We start from the raw sequence: 26267 nt of genomic DNA on the forward strand, positions 1-26267 counted from the left end.
CGACTTCGTACTATATTTTGTAAATAGTAAATAAATTAATTTAAGGAGTAAATAATATGAAAATATATAAAGATGGTTCATTTAAAGGTATTGGTATTGGGTATGCAGGAGAGATCGAGGCTTTAGTCACGATTGTTCAAAGTAAAATTAATAGTATTAAATTTTTATCACATAATGAGACACCGGTAATATCTGAACCTGCTTTTAATCATATCCCTACTAAAATAATAGAAAATAATACTATAATGGTTCCCAATGTAAAGGGATGTTCTATGAGTTCCCGTGGTATAAGGGAAGCAGTTATGAATGCTCTTATCCTCTCTGGAGAAGATAGAGAAGATTTAATGAAGGAATTTAAAGGTGCTGAAAATTTAGAGAAGATTGTAGTCAATAAAAATAAATTTAAACCTGTTGAAAATTTCGATATAGTTATTGTTGGTGGAGGTGGAGCTGGTCTCAGTGCAGCAATTTCTGCATCAAACTTAGGAGCTAAGGTTGTTTTACTTGAAAAGATGGCAGCTGTTGGGGGAAATACCTTGGTTTCTATGGGTGGAATAAATATTCCTGGAAGTGATGCTCAAGTATCTAAAAAAATAGAAGACAATCCAGAGCTTTACTACAATGATGCTCTTGCTGGAGGAGATGGAGAAAATAATAAGGAATTATTTAAGATCTTATCTGAAAATGCATTGGACACATATAACTGGCTCAAAAAAGAGGTAGGAGTAGAGTTTAAAAAAGATGAACTTATTCATTTTGGTGGGCATACTGTTCCAAGAGCAGCAGTATTTAAAGGTAAATATGCCGTAGAACTGATCTCTAAATTAAGAAAAAAAGCTGAAAATCTGGGAGTAGATATCAGAACAGGGGTAGATGCTAAGGAGATAATAACAAAAGATAAGAAAGTAATTGGTATCAAAGCTATCACTGAAGGAAAGACTGTTGAATTTTTTGCTAGTAAAGGAGTTATCTTTGCTACAGGTGGGTTTTCTGGAAATATAGAGATGAGAAAAAAATACAATCCCCAGTTAGATGAAAGATATAAAACAACTAATCAAAGCGGTATAACTGGAGATGGACACATAATGTGTGAAAAACTAGGAGTAGACTTTATCCACATGTCATATATACAAACCTTCCCTATTGCTAACCCTCTAACTGGAGCATTATCCCATGTGGGCGGTTCTAGATTTGACGGTGCAATCTTAGTCAATAGATCAGGAAAAAGATTTGTAGAAGAATTAGAAAGAAGGGATGTAGTCTCTCAAGCTATCTTAGCTCAAGATGGCGGAGTGGGATACCTTGTATGGGCACAGGAAATAGAAGGGGTCGCAAATAGAACGACTGAAAACAAAGCAGAAGTAAATAGCTTAAAAAGAGGTGATCTATTTATAGAAGGTAGTATAGAGGAGTGCAGTAAAAAACTTGATATAAACTTAGATACACTGAAAAATACTATAAATATCTATAATTCATATGTAGAAAATGGAAAAGACCAAGATTTTGATAGAAGGGGAAACCTTATAAAGATAGAAAAAGGTCCTTTCTATATCCAGACTGTTGCACCAGCAGTTCATCACACTATGGGTGGAATAAAGATAAACAGCGAAAATGAAGTTTTAGATATTGAAGGAAATATCATAAAAGGTCTTTATGCTGCCGGTGAGATTGTAGGTGGTATTCACGGAACAAATAGACTTGGAGGAAATGCAATAACCGATATCTTAGTCTTTGGAAAAAGAGCCGGAGAAAAAATAATGAAATAATTTTATCAAATATTAAGAGTTAAGCCTTTGGCTTAACTCTTTTTTAAGATACTTTTTTCACTTTAATGAAATAATGAAATCATTATTTTTTAATCTTCTTATAAAGCATCACAAAAAAATGGTACCTTTTGCGAAAAAGTTATTTTTCAGCACTATTAAAATGCAAAAAACACAACTTTTGTATTCTTATCGCACTAAAAAACCTTTTTTATTACGTTTTAACTTTAAAATAAACTGAAAGTATGGTATTATATTATCAAATAAAAAAGTATCCTATCAGATTAACATTTCAAAAAACAAATTAAAGGAGATCAATTAACTGATTAGGATAAATAAATTTAGAAGGTGGTAAAATTATGTTTAGTAAATGGAATCAATTAAGTTTAGTAAAAAGAATAGTTATAGGTCTAATCGTTGGTATTATCTTATCAATCGCTGCACCAGAGGCAGCTGCACCAGTTGGTTTATTAGGATCATTATTTGTAGGAGCACTAAAAGCAGTAGCACCTATCTTAGTATTTTTCTTAGTAATGTCAGCAGTATCACAACATAAACCTGGTCAAAAAACAAATATGAAATCAGTTATCAGTCTTTACCTTATCGGAACATTCTTAGCCGGTGTAGTTGCAGTAGTAGGAAGTTTCATATTCCCAGTAACTATCGCTCTAGGAAAAGGAGTAGAAAATGTATCTCCTCCAAGTGGTGTAAGTGAAGTATTAAAAACATTATTAATGAACGTTGTAGACAATCCAATCAATGCATTATCAAATGCTAACTATATCGGAATCTTAGTTTGGGCTTTATTATTAGGAGTAGCATTAAAGCATGCACCAGCTTCTACTAAAACAATGATCACAGATTTCTCAAACGCACTATCTCAAGTTGTTAGATGGGTTATTCACTTAGCACCATTCGGTATCATGGGATTAGTATTCAACTCAATCGCAACTAGTGGATTAGGTTCACTATTAGCTTACGGTAAATTATTAGGATTATTATTAGGATCTATGGCATTCATGGCATTAGTAGTTAATCCAACTATCGCATTTGTTATGATGAGACAAAACCCTTATCCATTAGTATTCAGATGTCTAAAGCAAAGTGGACTTACAGCTTTCTTCACTAGAAGTTCGGCTGCTAACATCCCGGTAAACATGGAATTATGTGAGGAATTAGGATTAGATAAAGACATGTATTCAGTATCTATACCTTTAGGAGCTACAATAAACATGGCAGGAGCAGCTATCACAATATCTGTATTAACTCTTGCAGCAGTACATACATTAGGAATACAAGTAGACTTCGGAACTGCTCTTATCTTAAGTATCTTATCAGCTGTCAGTGCTTGTGGAGCATCTGGTGTAGCAGGTGGATCATTACTTCTTATCCCATTAGCTTGTAGTTTATTTGGTATCCCAAATGAAGTAGCAATGCAAGTAGTTGGAGTAGGTTTCGTAATTGGAGTAATCCAGGATTCAGTAGAAACTGGTCTTAACTCTTCAACAGACGCATTATTTACAGCTGTAGCTGAATTTGCTGAATGGAGAAAAGAAGGAAAGAAAATTGTTATCAATAAAGAAGTTAATCTATAAGAATAAATAAATTAAAGACCTCAGAAAATTCTGAGGTCTTTTTTTGTCTAAATATAATCATAATACTTGACTATTACCAGATTTATGAAGTATTAAAATATTATCTAATATACAATATTTTATAAAAGGAGATATTAATATGAACAATAAAGTTTCCCAGATTACAGACACTATCTTGATGATCAAACCTGTAAGATTTCACTATAATCCTGAAACTGCGGTCAACAACTACTATCAGACTCCTCCCTGTGGAATAAATAACACCTCAATCCAGGAAAAGGCACTAATAGAATTCGATAACTTTGTAAATACTTTAGAAAATAAAGGTATTGAAGTTTTGGTTGTAGAAGACACCTTATACCCTCCTACGCCTGACTCCATCTTTCCAAATAACTGGATATCTTTTCATAGTGATGGTAGGATAGCTCTATATCCAATGTTTGCAAAAAATAGAAGGCTTGAAAGAAGGATGGATATTTTAGATAAATTAAGATCTAAAAATTTTAAAATTGATGATATTATAGACTATTCAAAGTTTGAGGGAAAAGGTATCTTTCTTGAAGGTACAGGCAGCATGATATTAGACAGGGCAGCTAAAAAAGTTTACTGTGCCCTCTCTCCTCGAGCCGACCTTACTCTTTTAAATAAATTTTGCAGTGATTTTGATTATACACCTATTTCATTCCACGCTTATCAATGGTCAAACAAAGAGAGACTGCCTATCTACCATACCAATGTTTTGATGGCGATTGGAGAGGAGTTTGCCATTATCTGTTCTAGCTCTATCGATGATATAAGTGAGAAAAATAGGGTTATTTCAGAATTAAGATCCGATGGGAAGATAATTATAGATATCACAGAGAAACAGGTGGAACACTTTGCCGGAAACGCTCTTCAAGTAAAAAATTCTGGAGGAGATAAATATCTTATCTTATCCAAAACAGCTAAAGAGATCCTGTCTGAAGATCAGATACTATCCATAGAAAAAACTTCCAAGATATTAAGTGTCAATATAGGTACTATTCAAAAATATGGAGGAGGAAGTGTCAGGTGTATGATGGCAGAAATTTTTCTTTCCAGATCTAAATAAATTTCAAATAAAAAGATGAGTCAGCTATTTTGCTTAACTCATCTTTTTTCTATACTATTAAAATTTTAAAAAGTAATTCTCACTATGTCAGATGCTGTATAAGTATATTGATTCCCATCCCTATAAGAATTATTCCTCCTATATACTCGGCCTTAGCTCCTAATAGCTGCCCCATTTTATTCCCTAGATAAACTCCTACAGAGGATAAAATAAAAGTGATCAACCCTATTACAGCTATGGAAAAATAGATATTTAGCCCAGGTAATAGTGAAAATGAAAATCCAACTGCCAATGCATCGATACTGGTGGCTATTCCTAAGACTATAATATTAGTATTTTTCTCACAATTCCCATGAATATCACATTTCCCGAATTCTCTGGCATCTATTATCATCTTAATACCTATAAAAGCAAGGAGTCCAAAAGTTATCCAATGATCAAATCTAGATATTTTATCATAAAATAATCCTCCTACTGCCCAGCCTAATAAGGGCATAATCCCTTGAAATATTCCAAATACCAATGCTACTTTAAGTATCGATTTGACGCATAGTTTTCTCAAGGATATTCCCTCAGTCAAGGACACTGCAAATGCATCCATTGCTAACCCTATGGAGATAAAAAAAAGTGATGTAAAGTTCATATTTCCCTCCTAAATTTATATTTATTTTAGTATTATACTAAAAAACTTCCACTATGTCTTCTAAATTAATTTTAAAGGAATTTTAGTTGAGGTACAGTAAAATTCATAGAACAATTTATAATAAATACAAGGAGGAAGATGTATGAAAAAATTAATATTTTTATTTACTTTTATTATTTCTATGCTTAGTTTTGCCACTACTCAAAAGATGGATTATTCATCCTATAATCTTTCCGGTGAAATAATTTCCGGTGTCAGAATTATAGAGGTTGAATCTTTTAGATACTCCTATTCTCCCAGCATTATTGTTGTAAATAACGGTGAAAAGATAAGGATAAAATTTTCTACGGGAGACACAGAACATGGATTTAAAATTTCTGAAATAAATTTTGATCTTAAAGCTAAAAAAGGAAAACCCGCAGAAGGTGACTTTATAGCTCCTAAATCTGGTATCTATGAAATAACATGCTCTGTATTCTGTGGTTCAGGACATAAAAAAATGACGGGAAGGCTGGTTGTAAGGTAGGCTGCTATAAAAAAGAAGAAGTCTGCCCTAGCAGGGCAGACTTCTTCTTTTTTAAGATTTATCTATTCACTATTTAGTTATATACCTAAAATATGCCTTACATATTCATTTTTAGGATTTTTAAAAATTTCTGCTGGAGCTCCTACCTGAATAACTTCACCCATATATAGGATAACAACTCTGTCCGCTATCTCTAAATCATCCTTATCGTGACTCACAAAAATAGCTGTTTCTCCAGTAGTTTTTAAAATTACTTTCAATTCATTTCTTATCTTTCCCTGAAGATTAGCATCTAAATTTGAAAATGGTTCATCTAAAAGAATAACTTCTGGTTTAGGAGCTAAAGCACGTGCTAATGCCACTCTCTGCTGCTGACCTCCACTTAGTTCATGGGGATATCTTTTTATAAAATCTTTCATACTCACTAGATCCAATACCTCGTCAGCTCTTTTTTTAGCTGATTTTTTCTCTACTTTTCCCATTCCAAATAAAATATTTTTTTCAACAGATAGGTGAGGAAAGAGAGCATAATCTTGAAAAACCATCCCAATTCCTCTTTTTTCTACTGGAACAAATGTTTCTTCACCTATAAAAACCCTATCATGGATAGTTAATTCTCCTTTTTGTGGAACTTCTAATCCTGCTAAAATACGTAACAGGGTAGATTTTCCGCTCCCACTCTCGCCTATAATAGCTGTAATTTCTCCCTTATTTGCATTAAAATTTATATTTTTTAAAATATCTTCTGTAGAGTTCCTGTATTTAAAAAATAAATTTTTTAATTCTATATAATTCATTGTTATTTCTCCTTTTTTTTGTTGATCATCTCAAAGAATAGAATTATTATTATCCCGATCAGAATAAGTATAATAGATGGAATTGCACTATGTTGTACCATCTCATCATCTGCATACTGTTTCGCATAGGCAGATAGAGTCTGAAAATTAAATGGCCTCAAAATCAAGGTAAGAGGTAATTCTTTTATGATTTCTAAAAATGTTAAAATGACTGCCCCTATAACACTTCCCTTTATCATGGGTAAATCTACCCTAAAAAATGTTTTGGTTTTTCCTTCTCCTAGACTCCTGGAAGCTTCATGAAACTTCATTCCAATCTTATCAAATCCACTCTCCACACTATTGTATGCCACCGCTAAATATCTTATTACATAAGCAAAAACCATTAAAAATAAAGTTCCATAGAATACTTTTTCTCCTAAAATTTTTCTATCTACAAAGATAAAAAATGTCATAACTCCAATGGCGATTACTGCCCCTGGAATAGAATACCCTATTGTAGTTAATTTCGATAAGAATTTAGATATCTTTCCTTTTTTCAGTCTGGATGTATTAGAGATAATAACTGCTATTATAGTCGCAAACACTGCTCCTACGATACCAATAAAAAATGTATTCATTATTATTCTTATCAATTTTTCATCTATAACTTCTTTATAAGTCATGAATGACCATGAGAATAGCTGCATAAGAGGTATAATGAACCCAAATAATATAGGGATCATACAGACAATAATTGCTATAACACTGTGTTTAGTCGAAAGTGGCTTTTTGTTTATTGGTTTTATCTTAGTATTAGTAAAAGAATATTGTTTTCTTCCACGGGATTTCCTCTCTATAAAGATGATTGTAAAGATGAGTCCCATAAGAATAATCGCCAAATTTATTGCTGCATCGGTATCTCCTAATGTCAGCCACGTCCTGAATATACCTGTACTAAAGGTCTGAACTCCAAAATAACTTGGTAATCCAAAAGCACTTAAAACCTCCATTATAACCAGGGTAACTCCCCCTATAATAGCTGTTCTTGCCATAGGCAATACCACTAAAAAAAATGTCTGTGTATCGGATTTCCCCAGTACCTTAGCTGATTCTAGCATAGATAAAGATTGTTTAGCAAAAAATGATCTGGCTATTATAAACACATAGGGATAGAGAAAAAATGTAAATATAAAGGTTACACCATATATATTCATAATATCTAAATTTAAATTGTATCCAAATAAATTCCTGGCTGTCCTGCTTATTATCCCCGTATAGGAAAATATTCCTGAATAAACATACCCCGCTATATAGGTGGGTATTGCCAAGGGTAAAATTAACCCTACATGAAGTAATTTAGAAAATTTAAATTCATACATAGTCAAAATCCAGGCTGTAGATACCCCTATAATCATGGTAAATAAACCAGTAAACAATGCTATTATAGAGCTGTTCCTTATATATTCGGGTAAAAGAGTTTCAGCTATGTGGATAAAAGTTTCTATATTTTGAGTCGCTAAACTTGTAAATAGAGTTATAATGGGAGCTAACAAGAAAAACGACAAAATTATGCTTATAAAAAGCCAGGAATCTAAATTAATATTTAGATTCCTCTTTAAAAGTTTTAAATTCATTGGCTTATTTCCAACCTTCCTCATCGGCTATGATTGTTCCTTTTTTAAAGTTCTTTCCTAACTCAGATAAAGTCAAGCTATCTACTTTGAAATCTCCCCATGACTTAACTGTCCCATTTATTTCTACATTTTTATTTGAAGGGTACTCATAATTTTCATTTGTAAATCTAGCCTGTGATTTTTCACTTAAGAAAAACTTTATGAATCTTTCAGCGTTTACAATATTTTTTGAATATTTTGTGATTCCCATTCCACTTACGTTTATATGAGTTCCTCTACCATCTTGATTAGGGAAGAATATAGCTATTTGTTCCCCAACTTTTCTCTCTTCAGGATCTGCTGAGTGGATCATTTTTCCAAGATAATAAGAGTTCATAATAGCAACTTCTCCAATTCCGGCAATTACTGCTTTACTTTGATCTCTGTCATTTCCCTTAGGTTCCCTTGCCATATTAGCCACTAACCCTTGTATCCATCCTCTAGTTGCCTCTTCACCATTAGCAGCAATCATAGAAGCTATCAATGCCTGATTATATGAATTTGTTGAACTTCTGACTAAAACTTTTCCCTTCCACTTAGGATCCGCTAAATCTTCATATGTAGAAAATATAGATGGATCTGTAGTCGCTTTATTATATGCAAATATTCTGGCTCTATAAGTAAATGAAGTCCAGTAGTTATCCTTATCCCTTATATTTGCAGGGACTAATTCTAATACTTCTTCATCTTTTATTTGTTGTAATAATCCCAAATCTTTTGCTCTTCCAAGTCTTGCAGCATCTTTAGTAATGAATAGGTCAGCAGGAGTATCAGCTCCTTCTATCTCCAATTTTTTTAATAGTTCATCTGCTCCAGCTTTAGCTACATTTACAGTAACTCCAGTCTCTTTTTCAAATTCTGCAATTAATTCTTTATCTATGTCATAATGTCTTTCTGTATATATATTTAATTCTTTTGTAGCCTTTGGCGTTTTTGTTTCTTCAACAGTTTTTACTTCTTCTTTCCCTTTAAAACATCCAGTTAATAACCCGGCAGATAATAATATGAACGGTATAATTTTTTTCATTTCTTTCCTCCTGACAATATATTTAATTTGTAAGCCAATATAAAAAACTTTGATTAACAAACTTTATGAAAGTATTATATGATGGAATTAGAATATTTGCAAGTTTTTTTATCAAAGCAGTAAGGAATTGAAAAATTACTGATTCATGATTTTATAGAAACACTTGTAAAACTTTGGATTTAAAGCTAAAATATTAATAAGATGAAAGTGTGTAGATTATATTCAAATTAAATTTATATAATAACTATTTCAAAGGGGGAAGAAAATTATGAAAAAATTATTGATATGTATACTAATTATCCTTGGAACTCTTGCAGCCTATGGAAAATCAAACGGGGAAAGCTCTTATTATCTGAGCAGAGCAGTTTTAACCAATGAAATTTTAGAAAAAGAGCCTGTAAAAGTAATGGATACCTTTAAACTGTATTCTCAAGGTTATTTTTATACAGAATTTAAAGATATAGGGGAAGAAAAAACTATCTATCACAACTGGTATCTTCTAGAAGAGGATGGGGAAAAAACCCTTATGGCCAGCGTTCCATTAAAAATTTCAGGACCTAGATGGAGAACCTGGTCTAGAAAAAATTTATTTTTATCTGGAAAATGGAGTGTAGAAGTAGTCGATGAAGATGATAACGTTCTTTCTAAAAAAGAATTTACCGTTGAATAAGTAAAATAAAGACAGGAAAAGGAGTCAGACAAATGTCAGACTCCTTTTTTATTATATTTATGATATAATATAGTTGATAAAAATAAAATAAAGGGAATGATTATTCAATGAGCTATGTAAAAAAAATTGTTAATTTTTTGAAAAAACAAAGAAAAAAGATATTTATTGCCATCCTAGGAGTAATATTATGCCTTACAGCATTGACGACTATTACGTATTTTAGTGTCAAAGGAAAAATTACCTCCTATACAGCTTCGGAACCTATTATAATCTACGATAAGGATCAGCATATTGTAGACTATCTGTCCAAACAAAAAGGTGAGAGTGCAGATATCAAAGAGATCCCCGATTATCTTCAAAAAGCTTTTATCTCTGTAGAAGACAGAAGATTCTATTCCCACCATGGAGTAGATATATGGCGTCTTGGAAAAGCTGTTCTAGTAAATCTCTCTAAAGGGAGGATAGCTCAAGGGGGAAGTACCATCTCACAACAGCTGGCTAAAAATGCATTTTTATCCAACGAACGTACATTTAGCCGTAAATTTAAAGAGGTTATCATAACATTGGAAATCGAAAGAGTTTATTCTAAAGATGAGATCTTAGAAAAATATCTCAATGAGATCTATTTTGGTTCTGGATCCTATGGGGTTAGGGAAGCTGCCAAAGATATATTTAATAAGGATATTTCAAAGGTAAATCTGGCTGAAAGTGCTATGCTGGCTGGTATTCCCAATAGACCTAATATGTATAATCCCAGAAAAAATTTAGAAGCTTCCATGAAGAGAGCCCACCTTATTTTAAAGCTTATGCTAAATCAAAATTATATCTCTCAGGAGCAATATGATACAGCTATAAAACATAAATTTGTCATGGAATCTGACTACAAAAAAACTTTTTTTCCTGACAGAGATATAACTGTCATCGTAAAAGACGGTAGAAGAAAAAGAGAATCTACCAAAGCACCTGATTTTATGGATATAGTCGAAGAAAAACTTGTCGACCTAGTTGACCCTTCTGTCTTTTCTCGAGGTGGATTCAAAGTATACACCACTTTAGATAATGAGATGCAAAAAATTGCAAAAAACACCTTTGAAAATTATTCAAAATTTAAATCCGATAAAAAGCTCCAGGGGGCTATGGTCACTTTGGATGCTAAGACAGGGGAAGTTAGGAGTATTGTAGGAGGAAAGGGATATAGATCCGGTAACTTTAATCGTGGTATCGATGCTAAAAGACAGATTGGATCCACCTTTAAACCATTTATATATTATACAGCTCTAGAAAAAGGATACACTATGAATCAAATTGTAGATGCTTCCAACACAAAATATGGTAACTGGTCTCCTAAAAACTATAATAATGCTAGATATAAAAATATTACCCTCATTCAATCCCTAGAAAAATCAATCAATACAGTAGCTGTAAAACTATTAAATGATGTAGGAATAGATGATGTTATAGGTAATTTTAATGAGACAGGAGTAGATGTAGAATTTACCAAAGATCTTACAATAGCTCTAGGTTCTACCAGTGCCAGTCCATTGGAGTTAGCTACTTCATACCTTCCATTTGCTAATGGTGGTATTGCACACAGAGATTCTTTTATTACTCGAATTGAGGATACAGATGGAAACATTATCTATGAAAATGAGGTTTTAGAGGGCGAAAAGATCTATGATTCGGTAGATACCTCTCTCATGACCTATATGCTTAAAAAAGTTGTGGAATATGGATCTGGAAGGGGAGCAAAGTTAAACTCTCGTCTTGGATTTAATGTGGATCAGGGTGGAAAAACAGGAACTTCCAATGATTTCAGATCTGCCTGGTATGCCGGTTTCACCCCTGACTATGTCACTGTGGTATATATGGGCTATGATGATAATACTCCTATGCCAAAGAGTTCTTCCGGTGGACGTATGGCAGTTCCCCTATGGAAAGACTACTATCAGACAATGATCGATAAGGGGATATATAATCCTTCTTCATTTGATTTTATAGATGAAAATATCCAGAATGGAGAATTGGTCAGCAGAAATATTGATCTCCGGAGTGGAGAGGTAAAGAGAGCTCCCAAGGAATTCAAAAGGGAAGTCTTATTTAAAAAGGGAGAGGTTCCTGATACAATTACTGAAAAAATATTTAAAGGGATCAAAGGATGGTTCAATTAAAACTTGAAATTGATGTTAAAATATAGATAAAAAGACTCCTCCAAAACATAGTTTTGGAGGAGTCTTTTGCTTCTAATCAAATTCTTTAAAAGCAATTATTTTTCTATTTTTTAATATTCTGATAAACATAAATACTCTCTCTTGCATAGATTCATATGTATCTTCCTCTGTTTCCAAAAGAATATTAATGATATCATATATTGTATTTTTTCCATCGATATTCTCCCAGACTAAACTACCTAATCCATCCAATTCCAAAGTACTGGTATTAGATTTTTTAGTCATCCACCTCAAAGTTTTTTGAAGAAAACTAGTATGGGTAAAGACAAGATGGATGTTTCCATCCTGCCTTTTACAATCCAAATGAAGTTTTACAGGGACAATATCTAGAAAATTTTCTTCATTTTTTTTCATTTTAACTCCTTATTCTAAGTGTAACTTATTAATTTTCTTATTCAGGTAATTGTTCATCCGAAGCTTTTCCAGAAACTACTTGAGCATAGATCCAAATAGCTAATGCCGCAAAGATTACAAACCCTACAGTAGAATTTGTAGTGATAGCTCCAAATTTGGCACCGAATGCTGATAAGTCTTTTCCTAAAGTGATAAATACTGCTAATAATATCCCAATTAAAGCATCTCCAGCAACTAATCCAGAAGATAATAAGATACCTTTCTCTATTCTTCCTTTTTGCTCTGTTTTGTTTTTCTTAAATTTCATCTCAACAACTTCTCTTACCAATGCTCCAGTTAAGATAGCAGCTGATAATTGAATTGGTAAGTATAATCCTAAAGCGATAGGTAAGATAGATAAACCTAAGAAGTTAATAACTATACCGATAACTACACCGATGATAACCAATGTCCAAGGGATCTCTCCTGTCATAACACCTTCAGATAACATTCTCATTAATCCAGCTTGAGGTGCAGGAACGTCTACTGATCCTAGTCCAAAAGCTTTATGTAACATAAGTACTACTCCACCAGCTGCAAATGCTGCTACTACTAATCCAGCAAACATTGACCATTCGATTTTCTTTGGTGTTCCACCTATTAAGTATGTATGTTTTAAACTTTGTGCTACTCCACCAGAAGTTGAAATAGATACACAAACTACACCGGCAGCTATAATAGCCATGATTTTTCCTAATTCAGGGTTTACACCAGTTGCTTTGATAACTGATGCGATTACTAATAATGAAGCGATAGTCATTCCAGATACAGGGTTATTTGATGCACCCATGATTCCTGTCATTCTTGCAGATACTACACCGAAGAAGAATGAGAAGAATATTACTAAGAATGATACGATAAATCCTACTTTAGGTATTCCTGTTGATAATGGTAATAACCATACTATTAAGAATACTGCGATAGCTCCTGCTCCAACAAATGTTAGTGGAGTATCGATGTGTTGTCTTTCTATTTTATGAGCAGTTTTTTCTGCTTTTAAACCTTTCATAGCTTCTTTGAAAGAGCTGATGATTGCTGGTGCTGATTTAGCTAGTGAGATAAATCCACCTGTTGCTACTGCTCCTGCTCCTATATATCTAATATAGTTAGACCAGATAGCTATAGCTGACATTTCTGATATTAATTGAGTTGCTGGGAATATAGGAGTTGTAGCTCCTGATCCTATGAATTTAATTAACGGTATGAAACCAAACCATGCTAATAATGCTCCAGAGAACATTAAGATAGCTACTCCAGTTCCTACGATAAATCCTACACCTAATAAAGATGCTACTGCATTAAATCCAAAAGCTGTTCCTAACTTTGTAATAGCCCAAACTGGTCCTTCTGACCAAAGTCCTAATCCACCAGATAGGAATTTGAAAGCTCCACCCATTCCTAAACCTTTCAATACAGTTTTAAATCCTTCTCCACCTTTGTTGGCATTTACTAAGATCTCATAAGCTGCTACTGATTCAGGGAACATTAATACTCCATGTTCCTCTACGATTAAGTACTCTCTAAATGGAATAACAAATAAAGTTCCGATTAATCCACCTAATATAGTTATGATAGCTATAGAAACCATGCTTAAGTCATGTCCCCATATAATAATAGCCGGTAATGTAAAGATAATTCCACCTGCGATAGATTCTCCTACTGCTGCTACTGAAGCCACTAAGTTAGCTTCTAATATAGAATCCTTTCTAAATACTGCTTTTAATATTCCTGTTCCTAATATTGAAGCTGGAATTGCTGCTGCAATTGTTAATCCAGTCTTTAATCCTAAATATACATTTGATGCTGCAAATATTACTGCGAATAAGATTCCTAATCCTATAGAAACTGCTGTAGTCTCAGACATCGCTGTATCCATAGATACAAAAGGTTTAAATTGATGTTTTTTCTCGTTCATTTCTTTCCTCCTTAAATTTCAATAAAGTTAATTTTCACTATATTGTACAATAATGATAACCTTCTTTCGGTTTTAAGTCAAGAACCTATATTTTGACACGAAAGTTCGTTTATCTATGACATAAACTGCACTTTGTTTTATTTAAAAATACAAAAAATTCCTAAATTTCTTAAATTAAGTTTAAAATAGTAATGTTTTACTTAAGAAAATAATCACTTAAATAACTTTTATTACAGAAAAATGAAATAAAACTCCTTATCAGGCGGATAACTCCCTGTGAAACAGACTATACGATTTTAATTATTCACCTAACTATATTTTTTTCTCTTCTTTCGAATATTCTTAATTTTCCATAAATTCCTTTAATTTTTTTATGAAATTAAATTTAATTTATGGAAATATATGGTCTTTGTATGAAAATTCCTCTTTCAATAAACAACTGCTATAATTTACCCCTCAAAAATAATATAGAATTTGCCATTAAAAAAAATTTCAAAGCAAGGAAATAGATAAAATTTAAAGGAAATGATATAATTTCTATACAATAAATTAATTAAAAAATAGTTATATACACAATATTCAAACTATATTAAAGGAAGTGATATATGTATTACGAAGATATGATCTTTACCAAAGAAGATATCGATCTGTTGGTTTTTGAAAATAGTGAATTTTTAAACTGTGTTTTTAAAGAAATAACTTTTAATAAAATAAGTTTTAATGGAACTATACTGGAAAATTGTACCTTTAAATCCTGCCAGTTAACTTCTTCTACCTTCCGAGATGCCAAATTTATAGATCTTAATTTTGAAAATTCCGAACTTATCAGTATCAACTTAAGCCACATCAATAAATTTATAGTTGAAGTCTCATTTACTGATTCCTATTTAAAATATTGCGATCTCAGTAAATTAGATCTGAATAAAGCAAATTTTTTAAATTCAACTCTAAAAGAGTGTCTATTTTTTGAAACTAATCTGAGTCAGGCTTCTTTCAACAACTCCAATTTAAAGAATTCATCCTTTGACAGGTGCAACTTAGAAAGGGCTGACTTTAAAGATGCTACCAATTATAGGATCAATCCTATGACAAATCGTATTAAAGGAGCCAAATTTTCCCTCCCTGACCTAATCGGATTAGTCAGAGATTTCGATATTAAGATAGTGTAAGAGGTAACGTTTTTAAGATAATAAAAATAGGAGAGTCCAACGGACTCTCCTATTTTTATTATCTAATTTTATAATGTCATTAATAGTTTCGCTAACATAAGAGCTGTTACCGTTCCTATTGCCGATCCAAATATTCCCATCATAAGCCCTGCTGGAATTAATGCTTCATCATATGTTCCTGCTAATATTGGAGCTGATACAGATCCACCTACGTTAGCTTGAGAAGCTATACCACAGATATAAAGATCTAACTTGAATACTTTTGCTAATACTAATAATACCACTAAATGGAATAATAATACTAATACTCCTGCTACTATATAGATAGCTGCTTGACCCATATCAATAGTAGAGAAGTCTGTTGCTGTTGCTATTAATCCTACTACTACATATAAAAGTACACTACCTACATGGTCAGTTCCTTTGATTCTCTTTAACGGTGTCATACTTCCTAAGATACCAAAGATTGTAGCTAAGATTACTACCCATCCAGATCCACTAAAGAATCCTCTAAGACCAGATAAGAAGTTCGCATCAGTTAATCCACCTGGGTTAACTACTTGTTTTCCAAGAACTAATACTATTCCTGCTACTCCAAGACCTAATCCTAATGTTAACATAAAGTCCATAAATTCATAGTCTCTCTTGTCTTCATTTTTAGCTGCTGTAGCATGAATATGACTTATGATTTTATCTACTTCATCACTGTTTGCACCAGAAAATTTATTAAACTTCTCTCTCATTGGAGCCAAACTGATAAGTAATACTAACCAGAATGATGCACAGATATTATCCATTAAGAATGCATATGTCAGTGCTTGCGAACCATCTTTTACTCCTAATCCTGCTTGAGCAGCGGCCATGTTTGTTGACCCTCCAACCCATGAAGAAGATAAGATTGAGAATGTTTGCCATGCATCTGTATCAAATCTTGATTTTAATGCAACGAATACAATTATAAATCCAATTATGATACTAGCTGTTACTGCTAAAAATGAACCCATTAATTTTGGTCCTAATTTAAATACATCTCTAATATCATTTTTTAATAGTAATAAAAATAACATCATTGGTAATAAAAAATATTTTAATTGCCCGATAAAGCTCGATAATTGTGGTGTTAATTCCCAAATGTGCATTGTTGCACCTATCATTCCACCAAAATAAATAAATGTTAATCCCGGTATAACCTTGAATAATTTTAACTTTAATGTTTTTTCACAATACAATACTGCCGTTATGAATAATATCAATAACGAAAAATAACTAAATACACTTGTTATCATTTGAATATCCTCCTATTTTTAACTGTTTTTAACTGTTTTTTAACGTCTCTTCACCTGTACACAAACTGTACAAAAAACGAAGAATACGTTTTGTTTCCAATATATTTTAGCACAATTTTATAAGAATTCAAAGTTTTTTGTAATTCTCTTAAATAAAAAAAGCAAAAGTATCATTTTTTAACTACTTTTTATAACGTATGTAGTTATCAACGAATACAGTTTTCTTAGAAAATAATTAAAGGTTTTCTCAAAAAAACTAATTTTTTTTATACTTTTTTTACTAATAATCAAAAAAAAATAAAAACTATATTTCTTTTTTTGAAAAAATATTATATAATCTATGAGATGACTCTGTAGCTCAGATGGATAGAGCGGCTCCCTCCTAAGGAGTAGGCCATGCGTTCGAATCGCGTCAGGGTCACCATTCTTAATAAAATTAAAAAGAAGATGAAATTTAAGAATTTCACCTTCTTTTTTTATTTTTATCTATTAAATATATTCAATACATCGTTAAATGTTATCAGAATAATAAGTCCAAATAATATGATCATTCCCACCATATGAAACTTTTCCTCAAACCTCTTATTGACCTTTATACCTATCACTTCTAAAAGGACAAATATTATCCTTCCACCATCTAGAGCAGGAAATGGAAGTAGATTAAAGAACCCTATGTTTATTGAGAGTAATGCCGTTAACCAAAATAAGATTCCAACCCCACCTTGACTGGCATCTCCTACAATCTTAACTATACCAACAGGCCCAGATATTTCCTTAGCACTTACCTGCCCTGTGACAAGCTGCTTAAATCCTTTTAAGATCATTGTAAATAAGTTTTTATAAGCAGTCCCGGATTCGGATACAGCATCTATAAATCCATATTTTTCGATACTATATTCTGGTAATATACCGATATAATAATCATTTCTTTGCTCATCAAAAGTAAGTTCAACTTCTTTTTTTATGATCTCTCCATCTCTTTTTATAAGAAATTCCATACTGCTGCTTTCTATCTCACCGTTTACACGACTTATATCTTCCCATCTGTCTATCCTATTTCCATCTATCTCCAGGATCTCATCCCCTGTTTTTAAATTTCCAAAGGACTTAGAAGTTTCTACCATATTTCCAATTACAGGTTTTTCATTTTGAACTGCCTTTCCGTTATAAAGTAAACTTCCAAAGACTATAATGTAAGCCAATATAAAGTTCATCACTACACCTGCAACCAAAACTACAAATCTTTGAAATGGAGATTTAGTGTTGAATCCGTCCTTTACTACAGATTCTACCTCCATCCCCTTGATATTTACAAATCCTCCAATAGGTATAGCTCTCAGACAATATCTCGTATGCAGTCCTTCGTGGGAAAATAAAACAGGTCCCATTCCCAGAGAAAACTCCTCCACCGGCATCTTAAAATATTTAGCCGTCAGAAAATGCCCCAATTCATGAACCATTATTATAATTCCAAGTATAAGTATCGTTATTATTATATTCATCTAGACAACTCCTCACAAACTCTCAAAACTTCATTGCCAATCTCATCTATAGTTTTTAATTCTCCGCCTTTTACACACATTATTTCCTTCCACGAATATTTATTTGCTATATAGCAAGCATTGTCGTGGGATTTCTGCATATATTCACGGTCATTTTCATGAATATCTTTCTTATCTTCCCCTGTAATCTTATTTTTTCTCTTTTCCATCAATTTATACGCCATCTCAGTAGGCATATTTAAAAATACTACCATATCTGGTTTTGGTATTCCCATCTTTTCATATTCCAACTCAGCCAGCCACTCTAAATATCCATCTTTTTCCACCTTGTCATCCATCTTTGATGCCTGATGAACCATATTGGAAGTTGTGTATCTGTCTGAGATGATTATTCCTCCATCGTTGTAGAACTCCTCCCAAGTAGTTTTAAAAGATGCATATCTATCCACTGCAAACATAGTAGATACAGCATAGGTATTCACCTCTCCTACATTCTCTCCGAATTCACCATTTAAATACATCTTTACAGGTGCTGATGATGGACTTTCATAATTTGGAAAGGTAACTTTCATAACCTTCTTTCCCATTTTTTTATATTTTTCATACAATAATTCTGCTTGAGTCTGTTTCCCGCTAGAATCAGTTCCTTCTATTACTATTAATTTTCCCATTTTTACTCTCCTATAATCAATCTATTTTTTTCTAAGATAGGTCTCAATTCCTCTAGATAAATTTCTCCCATCTTTTTATACCCTGTTTCATCGGGATGGATATTGTCGTACATATGTTTGTTCCATACGCCTTTCCATATATCTTCTATAAGATACACCCCTTCTTTATCTTCTAACTCTTCAAAAATTTTATCAAATTCATTTTTAGAACCATTTTTTAAGATATTAAAAATTAACTGATTACCATAAAATTTTACTACATAAACTCTTATATTTCTTTTTAGGAGTTCATCTACAATATAGTTTAAGTTCCTTTTTGTTTCAGACGTGTCTAATCCTTGAATCAGATCATTTGCTCCTAATTCCACTATAACCACATCTGGATTATAATCTAAAACATCAGTTTCAAACCTTTGTAGTGCAGACACTGTCGTATCCCCGTTTATCCCCTTGTTGATCACCTTTAATTCGAGTTTAGACTGTAAATAATCCGGGTAACTTCCCCCTGTAGGAGCCCCATACCCAGCAGTTAAACTATCCCCATAACATATCAAAATACTTTCTTTAGTCAAATTTTTATCTCCTAAATCCTTATTAAAAAAATTATAACCCATATGGATGAAAACCACCACTACTAAAGTTATTATAACCTTATTCATGAGCTTTCCCCCTAATGATTATCTTTACTATTTCAGATTTACTCCAGGTTCTATAGGCAAAAAATCCTGTTCCTACTCCAGAAGATACTATTACTGCCATATTTTTTATTTTTTTATATCCGTAGACAACCTTGTATTTGAGCATATACCCTAAATTTACAGGGAAAAACTGCCCTCCATGGGTATGGCCGGAAAGTTGTAATGCTATATTTTCACTGAGTGCTTCCTCAAGTTTTGGCCGGTGATCCACTACAACCTTTGGATAAGTGGTATTATAAATTTCATTTATTTTTTTTCTCGAATGATTGGTCTCATCATCTCTAAAAATAAATTCTAATTTTTTTATTACAACCGATTCATCCCTCAAAATTTTGATTCCACATCTGCCTAAATACTCTATATTTTTATCCAAATAACCTGTATACTCATGATTTCCTAAAATCCCATAAACTCCGTATTCAGTTTTTATCTTTCTTAATATCTTATCAAATCCTCTATCTTCTAAATATTCCATATGGGATTCTATGGTATCTCCTCCGACCAATACACAATCAGGAGATAACCTATTCACTTTTTCAACTATTTCTTCCACATAACTTATAGGCCTTAATTCGCTTAGGTGAATATCCGATAAAAACACCAGGTTTAATTCAGTGTCATAGTCAGATAGTTCCACCGTATATTCCTTTATATTTATTTTAATATAATTTTGGTACCCTCTCCACATCAATAAAATATAGAATATAAGGCTGAACAAAAGAAATATAGGTGTCCTAATTACCCTTTCCCATCCTAAAACCTCTAAACCAATGGCTAAAATAGTTATAAAACATAGCGTTTTATATAAAAATAAATAGTTAGCTACAACGATCTTTAATTTTTTCCTTAAGTTTTCACTCTTTATCTCGGTGACATTTATTAAAAATAAAAAAGAACCTAGAAAAAATAACCCTCCTGCCAAGTAAGTACCTGACAATAAATATAATAGATATATAACAAAGGGCATAGGCAGATAATATACAATTAACTTCAACATATTCCTCCCCTGTTTCGATCTATAAAGTTTTCAATTTGATTTTTCCTATTGATAAGTTTTTATTATTCTTGTAGCTTCTTCTCTTGCCCAGGCATCAGCTTTTATAACCGCTTCCAAGGTATCTACTGAATGTACCTCATGATTATCCATAGTATTTTTTATAACTTTATAGATCTCTAAAAATTTAATATTCCCATTTATAAATTGATCTACAGCTATCTCATTGGCTGCATTGTAGACCGCCGGCATGGATTTTCCTGTCCTTCCTGCAAAATACGCATACTCTACACCTTTAAATACATCGTTATCTACCTCATCAAAAGTAAGATTAGAGAGTGTTTTAAAATTTAAACTTTCTAAAACCTTGTTAGATGCTCTATCTGGATAGGTAAAAGCATATTGGATAGGTACCTTCATATCCGGTACTCCCAGTTGAGCTATTACAGACATATCGTTAAATTCTACCATTGAATGAATTATACTCTGTGGGTGTACCAATACCTCTATATCATCATAAGAAACATTAAAAAGCTGGTGTGCTTCTATAACTTCTAATCCTTTATTACAGAGGGTAGATGAATCTATGGTTATCTTTCTACCCATAGACCAATTTGGATGTTTCAGAGCATCTTCTACCCTTACATCCTTTAGTTCTTCCAGTGTTTTCCCTCTGAACGTTCCACCACTAGCTGTGATAATTATCTTATTTACCTCCTCTTTTTTACCACCTAAAAGAGATTGGTAGATAGCTGAATGTTCACTGTCTACAGGAATTATTTCTGCATTATACTCCTTTAACATATTATTTATCAAATCTCCTGCTGCCACCATAGTTTCCTTATTAGCAAGAGCTATTCTTTTTTCTTTTTTAATAGATTCTATAGTTGCTTCGATTCCTACTGCTCCACTTACTGCTGTAAGAACTATATCCGCTTCATCTAAAGCTCCTAATTTTTTAAGTCCTTCATTCCCTAAATATACCTCTAAATCAGGATATTTTTTGGTTATCTCTTCATATCCATCTTGTGTTCCAATAGATACATAGCTTGGTTTAAACTCATCTATCTGTTCTATCAATAATTTATGGTTATAGTGGGCACTCATTGCAACCACATTAAATTCCGATTTTTTATTCCTAATTACTTCCAGTGCATTTGTTCCAATACTTCCTGTACTTCCTAATATTGTTATATTTTTAATCTTAATCAACCCCTTAGTTTATCACTCATCCTAACGGACACCGTTTTTTCTCAACCATTCATTTTAGCTTTAATATCTCCTATGAGATTCATATTCATAAAGAATGAAAGTTTATTACTATATTATACAAAAAAAAAGGAGCTTTCGCTCTCTTTTTTTATTATCTAAGAAATTATAAAATTTATGTAATAAATAAAATATTATAAAAACTTAAATTATGCTTGTTTGGATGCAACGTCACGAAGATATAGTAGAATTTTAGTGTCAAGAGATTGACATTAGAATTTTGCTATTTTTTTTATAAATTTATAGCAGAAAATTTTTAAAGGTTTGGAAAATAGTAATTTCCCACCTTTTTTTTAAAACCTCGATAGAGGTTTTAGGCTTTCCTTGTCACAACGTATTAATTCAGAGAAAGTCTTATTTATCAATAAAAAAGGGTGATTTAATGTCAGGGGTTACTGTTATTACTGGAAAAATTAAAAAAACAGGTGATGTATTTCAATATTCAAATTATGATACTGGAGTAGTTACAGGTGATAAAAAGTATGACTACAAGTGTGAAAATGGGAAATATTGGAAAAAAAAGCATATTATGGGATCTCTTCCAATCTATGAAGAAGTCAAAGTAGGTCGTGGAGAAAAAAAAGACCTATCACAATTACAAAAAGGAGAGCTATATTCATATTTAAATAATAAATCAATTAACATAAGAAGAAAAATTGCAGAATTTAAAGATTTATACCTATGTAATGTTTTAAAATATCAAGATCATAAAGGACAGATCTGTTTACCTAAGATGATAACTATCACCTTTAAAAATGATATTAAAGATTATGAAGTGGCAGTTTTAGAAATGGATAAAACTATTAAAAGGATTCAATATTTTGTCCAGACAAGATTTGATAAAAATTTCAAATTAAGAGCTGTAGGAGTAAGAGAAGTTCACAAAGAGAAAAGAGAGGGATATCATTTTCATTTTATAGCCTTTAATCTTCCATATATTGACAGAGATAAATTTAAAAAATTTGGTGAAAAAGAATCTACTAATAGTGGCAGAGTTGAAATATCAGTATTAAAGCAATTTAAAAAGAAATATATTGATTATAGTAGTGATGGAATAGAAGAAAAAATAAGTTTTGTTGAAAATCCAGTCTCATATCTGTCTAAGGCACTAACTTATTTATCTAAGGAATTAGATGATCTATATAAAATAGATTACTCAATGGATCTTAGAGAAGATAAAGAGCTAATGGCAAAATTAAAAAATGAACTTAACAGAAAAACACTATTCAAAGTTGGGAAATTAATTAAACCTGAAGTTATTAATTTGTATTCAAATGAAGAATTTGAACATGAATTAAACAAGGCATTTGATAACTATAAATTTAAAGATCATTTTAGTTTCAATACTGAATTTCTCGGATGGATAGATTTATATAAATTTGTAGACCATAGGGGTAAAAGCGATCTAGTGGATAGTGTCCTAGATACTTTAGGCTTTAGTTATGAATACATAGAAGAAAATGAAAATATAGATAAATTAAAACATTATAAAATAAATAAATTTTTTATAAATTATAAAGAAAATAAATTAATGTATATTGATAATAGTAATTTCATAGAAATAGATAAAAATCTATTTAATCATATTTTAGATATCAATGATTTAAGTAATGAAATAAAACAATTTATAATAAAAAATAAGGGGGAATAAAAAAATGGATATGTTACTAAGAAATGCAACAGTTCAGGAGCTAAAAGTCAGTGAATGGGAGGGAAAAGAATATTATTCAATTTTATTAAATGGTGGGCTTGTATCTCCAAAAGTAAAATTAACTCATGAGCAATTCAAAAAGTTAAAAAAAGATGGTGTAGGTCATAACTCAGTATTAAACATAGAATTTGATGTTCAATATTCAGATAAAACAAAATGTGTTCACAACGGTAATAAATTAGTATCTTATGAAATCGTATAATGAATATTTCTATCTTTGGGATAATAGAATTAAAACCTTATAAATTAGGATTTGAAACCATTAAAACTGTAAGACTTATAGTTGATTCAGAAAGATTTTACATTTTAAAAGGATTAAAAACTGATTTAGGATCTATTCCTAAACCTTTAAGGATAATTTTTCCTAGATATGGACTTGAAACTACTGGCTATGTAATACATGACTATGGTTATAGAGTGCAGCCAAAAAATACAAATCGTAAATTTTGGGATAATGTCCTTTTACAGATCTTAAAAGACCAGGGCATAAAATACTATAAAAGATATTCTATCTATTGGGGGCTTAGATCATTTGGTTGGGTCGCATGGAATAAAAATAAAAAACAACTGGGGAGGTGACTTGTTTGGATGATTTTGAAAAAGAATTTTTAAAAAAATATAAAGATGATCATCCTCCAGTATTTGAAATGACTATGTTTTTAATGGGAAAAATGAACAAATTTAATAGAGATTTAAAAATATTGATTTATATATTAATATCTTTCCTTTTTCCTGTGTATTTAGTAGTCTTTCAGTTTATATTAAAAAAATAGAAAAAGGGGTGATTAGATGGGATTGTTATTTGATAGTAGCCTATATAGTGGTGAACTCTTAGCAAAAGATATTTTTTATTATCTAAGTAAATTTAGAACTGATAGAAAATTTTCAAAATTAAGTTTTAAAAAAGGTATTACAGGAAAATTTGAGCCATTACAGGTTAATGGTATTACTGCATATTTCAATGATTTGATAATGATTGTTAAAGTAAGCGGTTCGGATAATGGGAAAGATATAGAAGAGTACATGACTTATGATGAGTATCTAATTTATAAAGATCTTGGTAGACCAATTGATTATTTGTCTGTTGAATTTGATGATATATTTATAGGATTTAAATCAATATCATCAGTAGATACAGAAGAATTAAATAGTTATACTTATGAAACTGTTTTATTAAATCTAGGAAATGGTAGATATTGTATAAGATTAAAATCTTTATTTGATGAAATAAAAAAAGGAAATGTAAGTTTTGATGGAGGAAATGACTTTAGTACTAATCTATCTGTCTTACAAAGAAATGGATATAATGAAAATTATTTAGAATTTGCTTTTATGGTAGGTGATTCAAAATTTTCAAGTGGATATCCTATTGATATGTTGAATTTTATTAAACCAAAAATAAATAATCCATTTTTATATCCTACTTATTTTGGTGATAATAAAGAAATTAATGTTGAAAGTTCAGGTGGGGGAAGTGGTGGTGGATCTCCATTTAGTCCAATTCAAGCAGAGTTGATAAGTAAAGCATTATGTAAAATCTTGTTAACTGTTGATCCTTTTGAGAGAGATGAAAGAGTCTTAGAGGGTGCAGGAATAAACAATTCAGGAAGACGACCAAGACCACCACAATAATAAATACAATGGGGGATTAAGTTCCCCCTTAAAATGAGGTTGATTTTATGGTTTCTGTTTCAAAAATAATAGAAAATTCAAGAATTGCACAAGATCATACATATTTTAGGCATGATAAACACTTTAGGAAAGTTTTTTTTATGGATATGCAAAAAGTTAATACAATAAGTGAATTAAGAGGAATAACAAGTTTCTATTCATTTGCTCGTTATATTAAACCTGTAATGTCTTATTTATTCCCTTATTCTGACAGTTTTACAATGGTTTCTTCTTATGGACAAACTGAATATTCAGATGTAAAGCCTAATCCTGTTGATGATGATGACAATGGTGATGTTTTATATGGTAATTATTATTTATTTTTTAACCATTATATTGAAGTGATCGCACCAAATGAAGAAAAGTATTTGTTTGTATTCACTACTATGGGTGCTTTAACTAGATATAATTCAGAAGAGTATTCCGCACTTACTCAGGAATATATAAACTTTTTTAAGAGGTCATGGAAAGGTTATAGAATTTCAAAAAATGATTTTAATTATTTTTTAAGAGGTTATTCTGATTTTAGTTATATGAAAAAATACTTATATTTTAGATTTTATTTAAACTCTTTTACTGAGGATGGGGCAATGTATGATTATTGGTTTAAACGTCTATTTAAATTTAATTACCCAGTATTAAAAGTTCACTATAATTCAAAGGATTATTTATCAAATATAAAAAGTGATTTTTTTAAAGAAGATAGTCCAGAGTTAAAAGAAAAAGAAAATCTTCAACTTTTGTATGAAGAACTAAAATCAAAATACTTAGATAAACTAGAGAAAAAGAAAAGATTAAATCTTGATTTTGATTATGAAGTAAAAGAATATTTTAATGGTTCAGATAGTAAACTTGGCATAATTATTAAAGAAAAAGGCTTTATTGTAGATGAAATCTTTATAACTCTTGATGGTATCGGGAAAAACATTTCAAAGAATTTTGATAAATTAGATTTTGAAATTATGTTTAATGAAATTTATATAAAAAATTAGTT

The 26267-nt window shown here is 31.3% G+C and carries 25 protein-coding genes and 1 tRNA gene; 14 read left to right on the forward strand and 12 right to left on the reverse strand.

Annotated features, from left to right (window positions below; translation table 11 throughout):
* Positions 1 to 56 precede the first annotated feature (56 nt).
* The 3 genes from K337_RS18305 to ctlX all read left to right on the forward strand — a co-directional run bounded on the left by K337_RS18305 (position 57) and on the right by ctlX (position 4448).
* A complete protein-coding gene (locus K337_RS18305) occupies positions 57 to 1766 on the forward strand; it encodes a flavocytochrome c (RefSeq protein ID WP_051251721.1) in 1710 nt (569 codons plus the stop codon).
* Positions 1767 to 2122: 356 nt separating this feature from the next.
* A complete protein-coding gene (gene sstT, locus K337_RS0110885; RefSeq protein WP_037029344.1) occupies positions 2123 to 3358 on the forward strand; it encodes a serine/threonine transporter SstT in 1236 nt (411 codons plus the stop codon).
* Between the two features lie 139 nt (positions 3359 to 3497).
* Positions 3498 to 4448 carry a citrulline utilization hydrolase CtlX gene (gene ctlX / locus K337_RS0110890; protein WP_037029346.1) on the forward strand — a complete coding sequence of 317 codons (951 nt, stop codon included), beginning with the start codon at positions 3498 to 3500 and terminating at the stop codon, positions 4446 to 4448.
* A gap of 82 nt (positions 4449 to 4530) precedes the next feature.
* Here ctlX and K337_RS0110895 read toward each other — a convergent pair whose 3' ends face one another.
* Positions 4531 to 5091, reverse strand: coding sequence for a manganese efflux pump MntP (locus K337_RS0110895; protein WP_028856637.1), 561 nt, complete (start codon positions 5089 to 5091; stop codon positions 4531 to 4533).
* A gap of 142 nt (positions 5092 to 5233) precedes the next feature.
* Between K337_RS0110895 and K337_RS0110900 the strand changes: the two genes are divergently transcribed.
* The gene (locus K337_RS0110900; protein ID WP_051251722.1) at positions 5234 to 5617 is read left to right on the forward strand and encodes a cupredoxin domain-containing protein; all 384 of its coding nucleotides are present in this window, start codon (positions 5234 to 5236) and stop codon (positions 5615 to 5617) included.
* Between the two features lie 77 nt (positions 5618 to 5694).
* Here K337_RS0110900 and K337_RS0110905 read toward each other — a convergent pair whose 3' ends face one another.
* From K337_RS0110905 to K337_RS0110915, 3 genes are read right to left on the reverse strand one after another with little or no spacing between them, the layout of a single operon-like run.
* Positions 5695 to 6414: an ABC transporter ATP-binding protein gene (locus K337_RS0110905; protein ID WP_037029348.1), complete on the reverse strand. Its 720-nt coding sequence runs from the start codon at positions 6412 to 6414 to the stop codon at positions 5695 to 5697.
* 2 nt (positions 6415 to 6416) lie between these two features.
* Positions 6417 to 8030, reverse strand: coding sequence for an ABC transporter permease (locus tag K337_RS0110910; RefSeq protein ID WP_037029753.1), 1614 nt, complete (start codon positions 8028 to 8030; stop codon positions 6417 to 6419).
* A 4-nt stretch (positions 8031 to 8034) separates the two neighbouring features.
* Positions 8035 to 9096: a Fe(3+) ABC transporter substrate-binding protein gene (locus tag K337_RS0110915; RefSeq protein WP_028856641.1), complete on the reverse strand. Its 1062-nt coding sequence runs from the start codon at positions 9094 to 9096 to the stop codon at positions 8035 to 8037.
* 268 nt (positions 9097 to 9364) lie between these two features.
* Here K337_RS0110915 and K337_RS19240 point away from each other — a divergent pair, with 268 nt between their 5' ends.
* Together K337_RS19240 and K337_RS18315 are read left to right on the forward strand one after the other, a co-directional pair.
* Complete coding sequence (locus K337_RS19240; RefSeq protein ID WP_051251724.1) at positions 9365 to 9766, forward strand: DUF2914 domain-containing protein; 402 nt, start codon at positions 9365 to 9367, stop codon at positions 9764 to 9766.
* A 107-nt stretch (positions 9767 to 9873) separates the two neighbouring features.
* Positions 9874 to 11934, forward strand: coding sequence for a transglycosylase domain-containing protein (locus K337_RS18315; RefSeq protein WP_051251725.1), 2061 nt, complete (start codon positions 9874 to 9876; stop codon positions 11932 to 11934).
* A 72-nt stretch (positions 11935 to 12006) separates the two neighbouring features.
* Here the strand turns inward: K337_RS18315 and K337_RS18320 are convergent, their stop codons facing one another.
* Complete coding sequence (locus tag K337_RS18320; RefSeq protein WP_037029349.1) at positions 12007 to 12348, reverse strand: PqqD family protein; 342 nt, start codon at positions 12346 to 12348, stop codon at positions 12007 to 12009.
* A 37-nt stretch (positions 12349 to 12385) separates the two neighbouring features.
* A complete protein-coding gene (locus tag K337_RS18325) occupies positions 12386 to 14302 on the reverse strand; it encodes an OPT family oligopeptide transporter (RefSeq protein ID WP_051251726.1) in 1917 nt (638 codons plus the stop codon).
* A gap of 605 nt (positions 14303 to 14907) precedes the next feature.
* Between K337_RS18325 and K337_RS0110940 the strand changes: the two genes are divergently transcribed.
* A complete protein-coding gene (locus K337_RS0110940; protein ID WP_028856642.1) occupies positions 14908 to 15471 on the forward strand; it encodes a pentapeptide repeat-containing protein in 564 nt (187 codons plus the stop codon).
* A 68-nt stretch (positions 15472 to 15539) separates the two neighbouring features.
* Here the strand turns inward: K337_RS0110940 and K337_RS0110945 are convergent, their stop codons facing one another.
* Positions 15540 to 16757 (reverse strand): DUF819 family protein, encoded by a 1218-nt coding sequence (locus tag K337_RS0110945; RefSeq protein ID WP_028856643.1) that lies wholly within the window; start codon positions 16755 to 16757, stop codon positions 15540 to 15542.
* A 347-nt stretch (positions 16758 to 17104) separates the two neighbouring features.
* Between K337_RS0110945 and K337_RS0110950 the strand changes: the two genes are divergently transcribed.
* Positions 17105 to 17181, forward strand: a tRNA-Arg gene (locus K337_RS0110950).
* Between the two features lie 58 nt (positions 17182 to 17239).
* Here K337_RS0110950 and rseP read toward each other — a convergent pair.
* Genes rseP through K337_RS0110975 form a run of 5 tightly spaced genes read right to left on the reverse strand, consistent with a single transcriptional unit; the run spans position 17240 to position 21834 of the window.
* Positions 17240 to 18259 carry an RIP metalloprotease RseP gene (gene rseP / locus K337_RS0110955; RefSeq protein WP_028856644.1) on the reverse strand — a complete coding sequence of 340 codons (1020 nt, stop codon included), beginning with the start codon at positions 18257 to 18259 and terminating at the stop codon, positions 17240 to 17242.
* On the reverse strand, positions 18256 to 18930 hold the full coding sequence (locus K337_RS0110960; protein ID WP_028856645.1) for a dTMP kinase: 675 nt from the start codon (positions 18928 to 18930) through the stop codon (positions 18256 to 18258). The genes rseP and K337_RS0110960 overlap by 4 nt, the downstream gene beginning before the upstream one ends.
* Before the next feature lie 2 nt (positions 18931 to 18932).
* Positions 18933 to 19589 carry a GDSL-type esterase/lipase family protein gene (locus tag K337_RS19245; protein ID WP_051251727.1) on the reverse strand — a complete coding sequence of 219 codons (657 nt, stop codon included), beginning with the start codon at positions 19587 to 19589 and terminating at the stop codon, positions 18933 to 18935.
* A complete protein-coding gene (locus K337_RS18335) occupies positions 19582 to 20622 on the reverse strand; it encodes a metallophosphoesterase (protein WP_169712885.1) in 1041 nt (346 codons plus the stop codon). The genes K337_RS19245 and K337_RS18335 overlap by 8 nt, the downstream gene beginning before the upstream one ends.
* 48 nt (positions 20623 to 20670) lie before the next feature.
* Positions 20671 to 21834, reverse strand: coding sequence for a 1-deoxy-D-xylulose-5-phosphate reductoisomerase (locus K337_RS0110975; RefSeq protein ID WP_211226090.1), 1164 nt, complete (start codon positions 21832 to 21834; stop codon positions 20671 to 20673).
* 439 nt (positions 21835 to 22273) lie between these two features.
* On the opposite strand from K337_RS0110975, the gene K337_RS19250 reads away from it, so the two are divergent.
* Genes K337_RS19250 through K337_RS0111005 form a run of 6 tightly spaced genes read left to right on the forward strand, consistent with a single transcriptional unit; the run spans position 22274 to position 26265 of the window.
* On the forward strand, positions 22274 to 23542 hold the full coding sequence (locus K337_RS19250; RefSeq protein WP_028856647.1) for a rolling circle replication-associated protein: 1269 nt from the start codon (positions 22274 to 22276) through the stop codon (positions 23540 to 23542).
* A 4-nt stretch (positions 23543 to 23546) separates the two neighbouring features.
* Positions 23547 to 23804 carry a hypothetical protein gene (locus K337_RS0110985; RefSeq protein ID WP_028856648.1) on the forward strand — a complete coding sequence of 86 codons (258 nt, stop codon included), beginning with the start codon at positions 23547 to 23549 and terminating at the stop codon, positions 23802 to 23804.
* Positions 23804 to 24181, forward strand: a complete 378-nt coding sequence (locus K337_RS0110990) for a DUF1353 domain-containing protein (protein ID WP_028856649.1) — start codon at positions 23804 to 23806, stop codon at positions 24179 to 24181. Before K337_RS0110985 ends, K337_RS0110990 begins: the two co-directional genes overlap by 1 nt.
* A 5-nt stretch (positions 24182 to 24186) precedes the next feature.
* Entirely contained in the window at positions 24187 to 24375 is a 189-nt protein-coding gene (locus K337_RS0110995; protein ID WP_028856650.1) for a hypothetical protein, read from the forward strand.
* Positions 24376 to 24391: 16 nt separating this feature from the next.
* Positions 24392 to 25234 carry a hypothetical protein gene (locus tag K337_RS0111000; RefSeq protein ID WP_028856651.1) on the forward strand — a complete coding sequence of 281 codons (843 nt, stop codon included), beginning with the start codon at positions 24392 to 24394 and terminating at the stop codon, positions 25232 to 25234.
* A gap of 47 nt (positions 25235 to 25281) precedes the next feature.
* Entirely contained in the window at positions 25282 to 26265 is a 984-nt protein-coding gene (locus K337_RS0111005; RefSeq protein ID WP_028856652.1) for a hypothetical protein, read from the forward strand.
* The last annotated feature ends 2 nt before the right edge of the window (positions 26266 to 26267 follow it).

Origin of the sequence: Psychrilyobacter atlanticus DSM 19335, from assembly GCF_000426625.1 — a bacterium.
Lineage (GTDB): Bacteria > Fusobacteriota > Fusobacteriia > Fusobacteriales > Fusobacteriaceae > Psychrilyobacter > Psychrilyobacter atlanticus.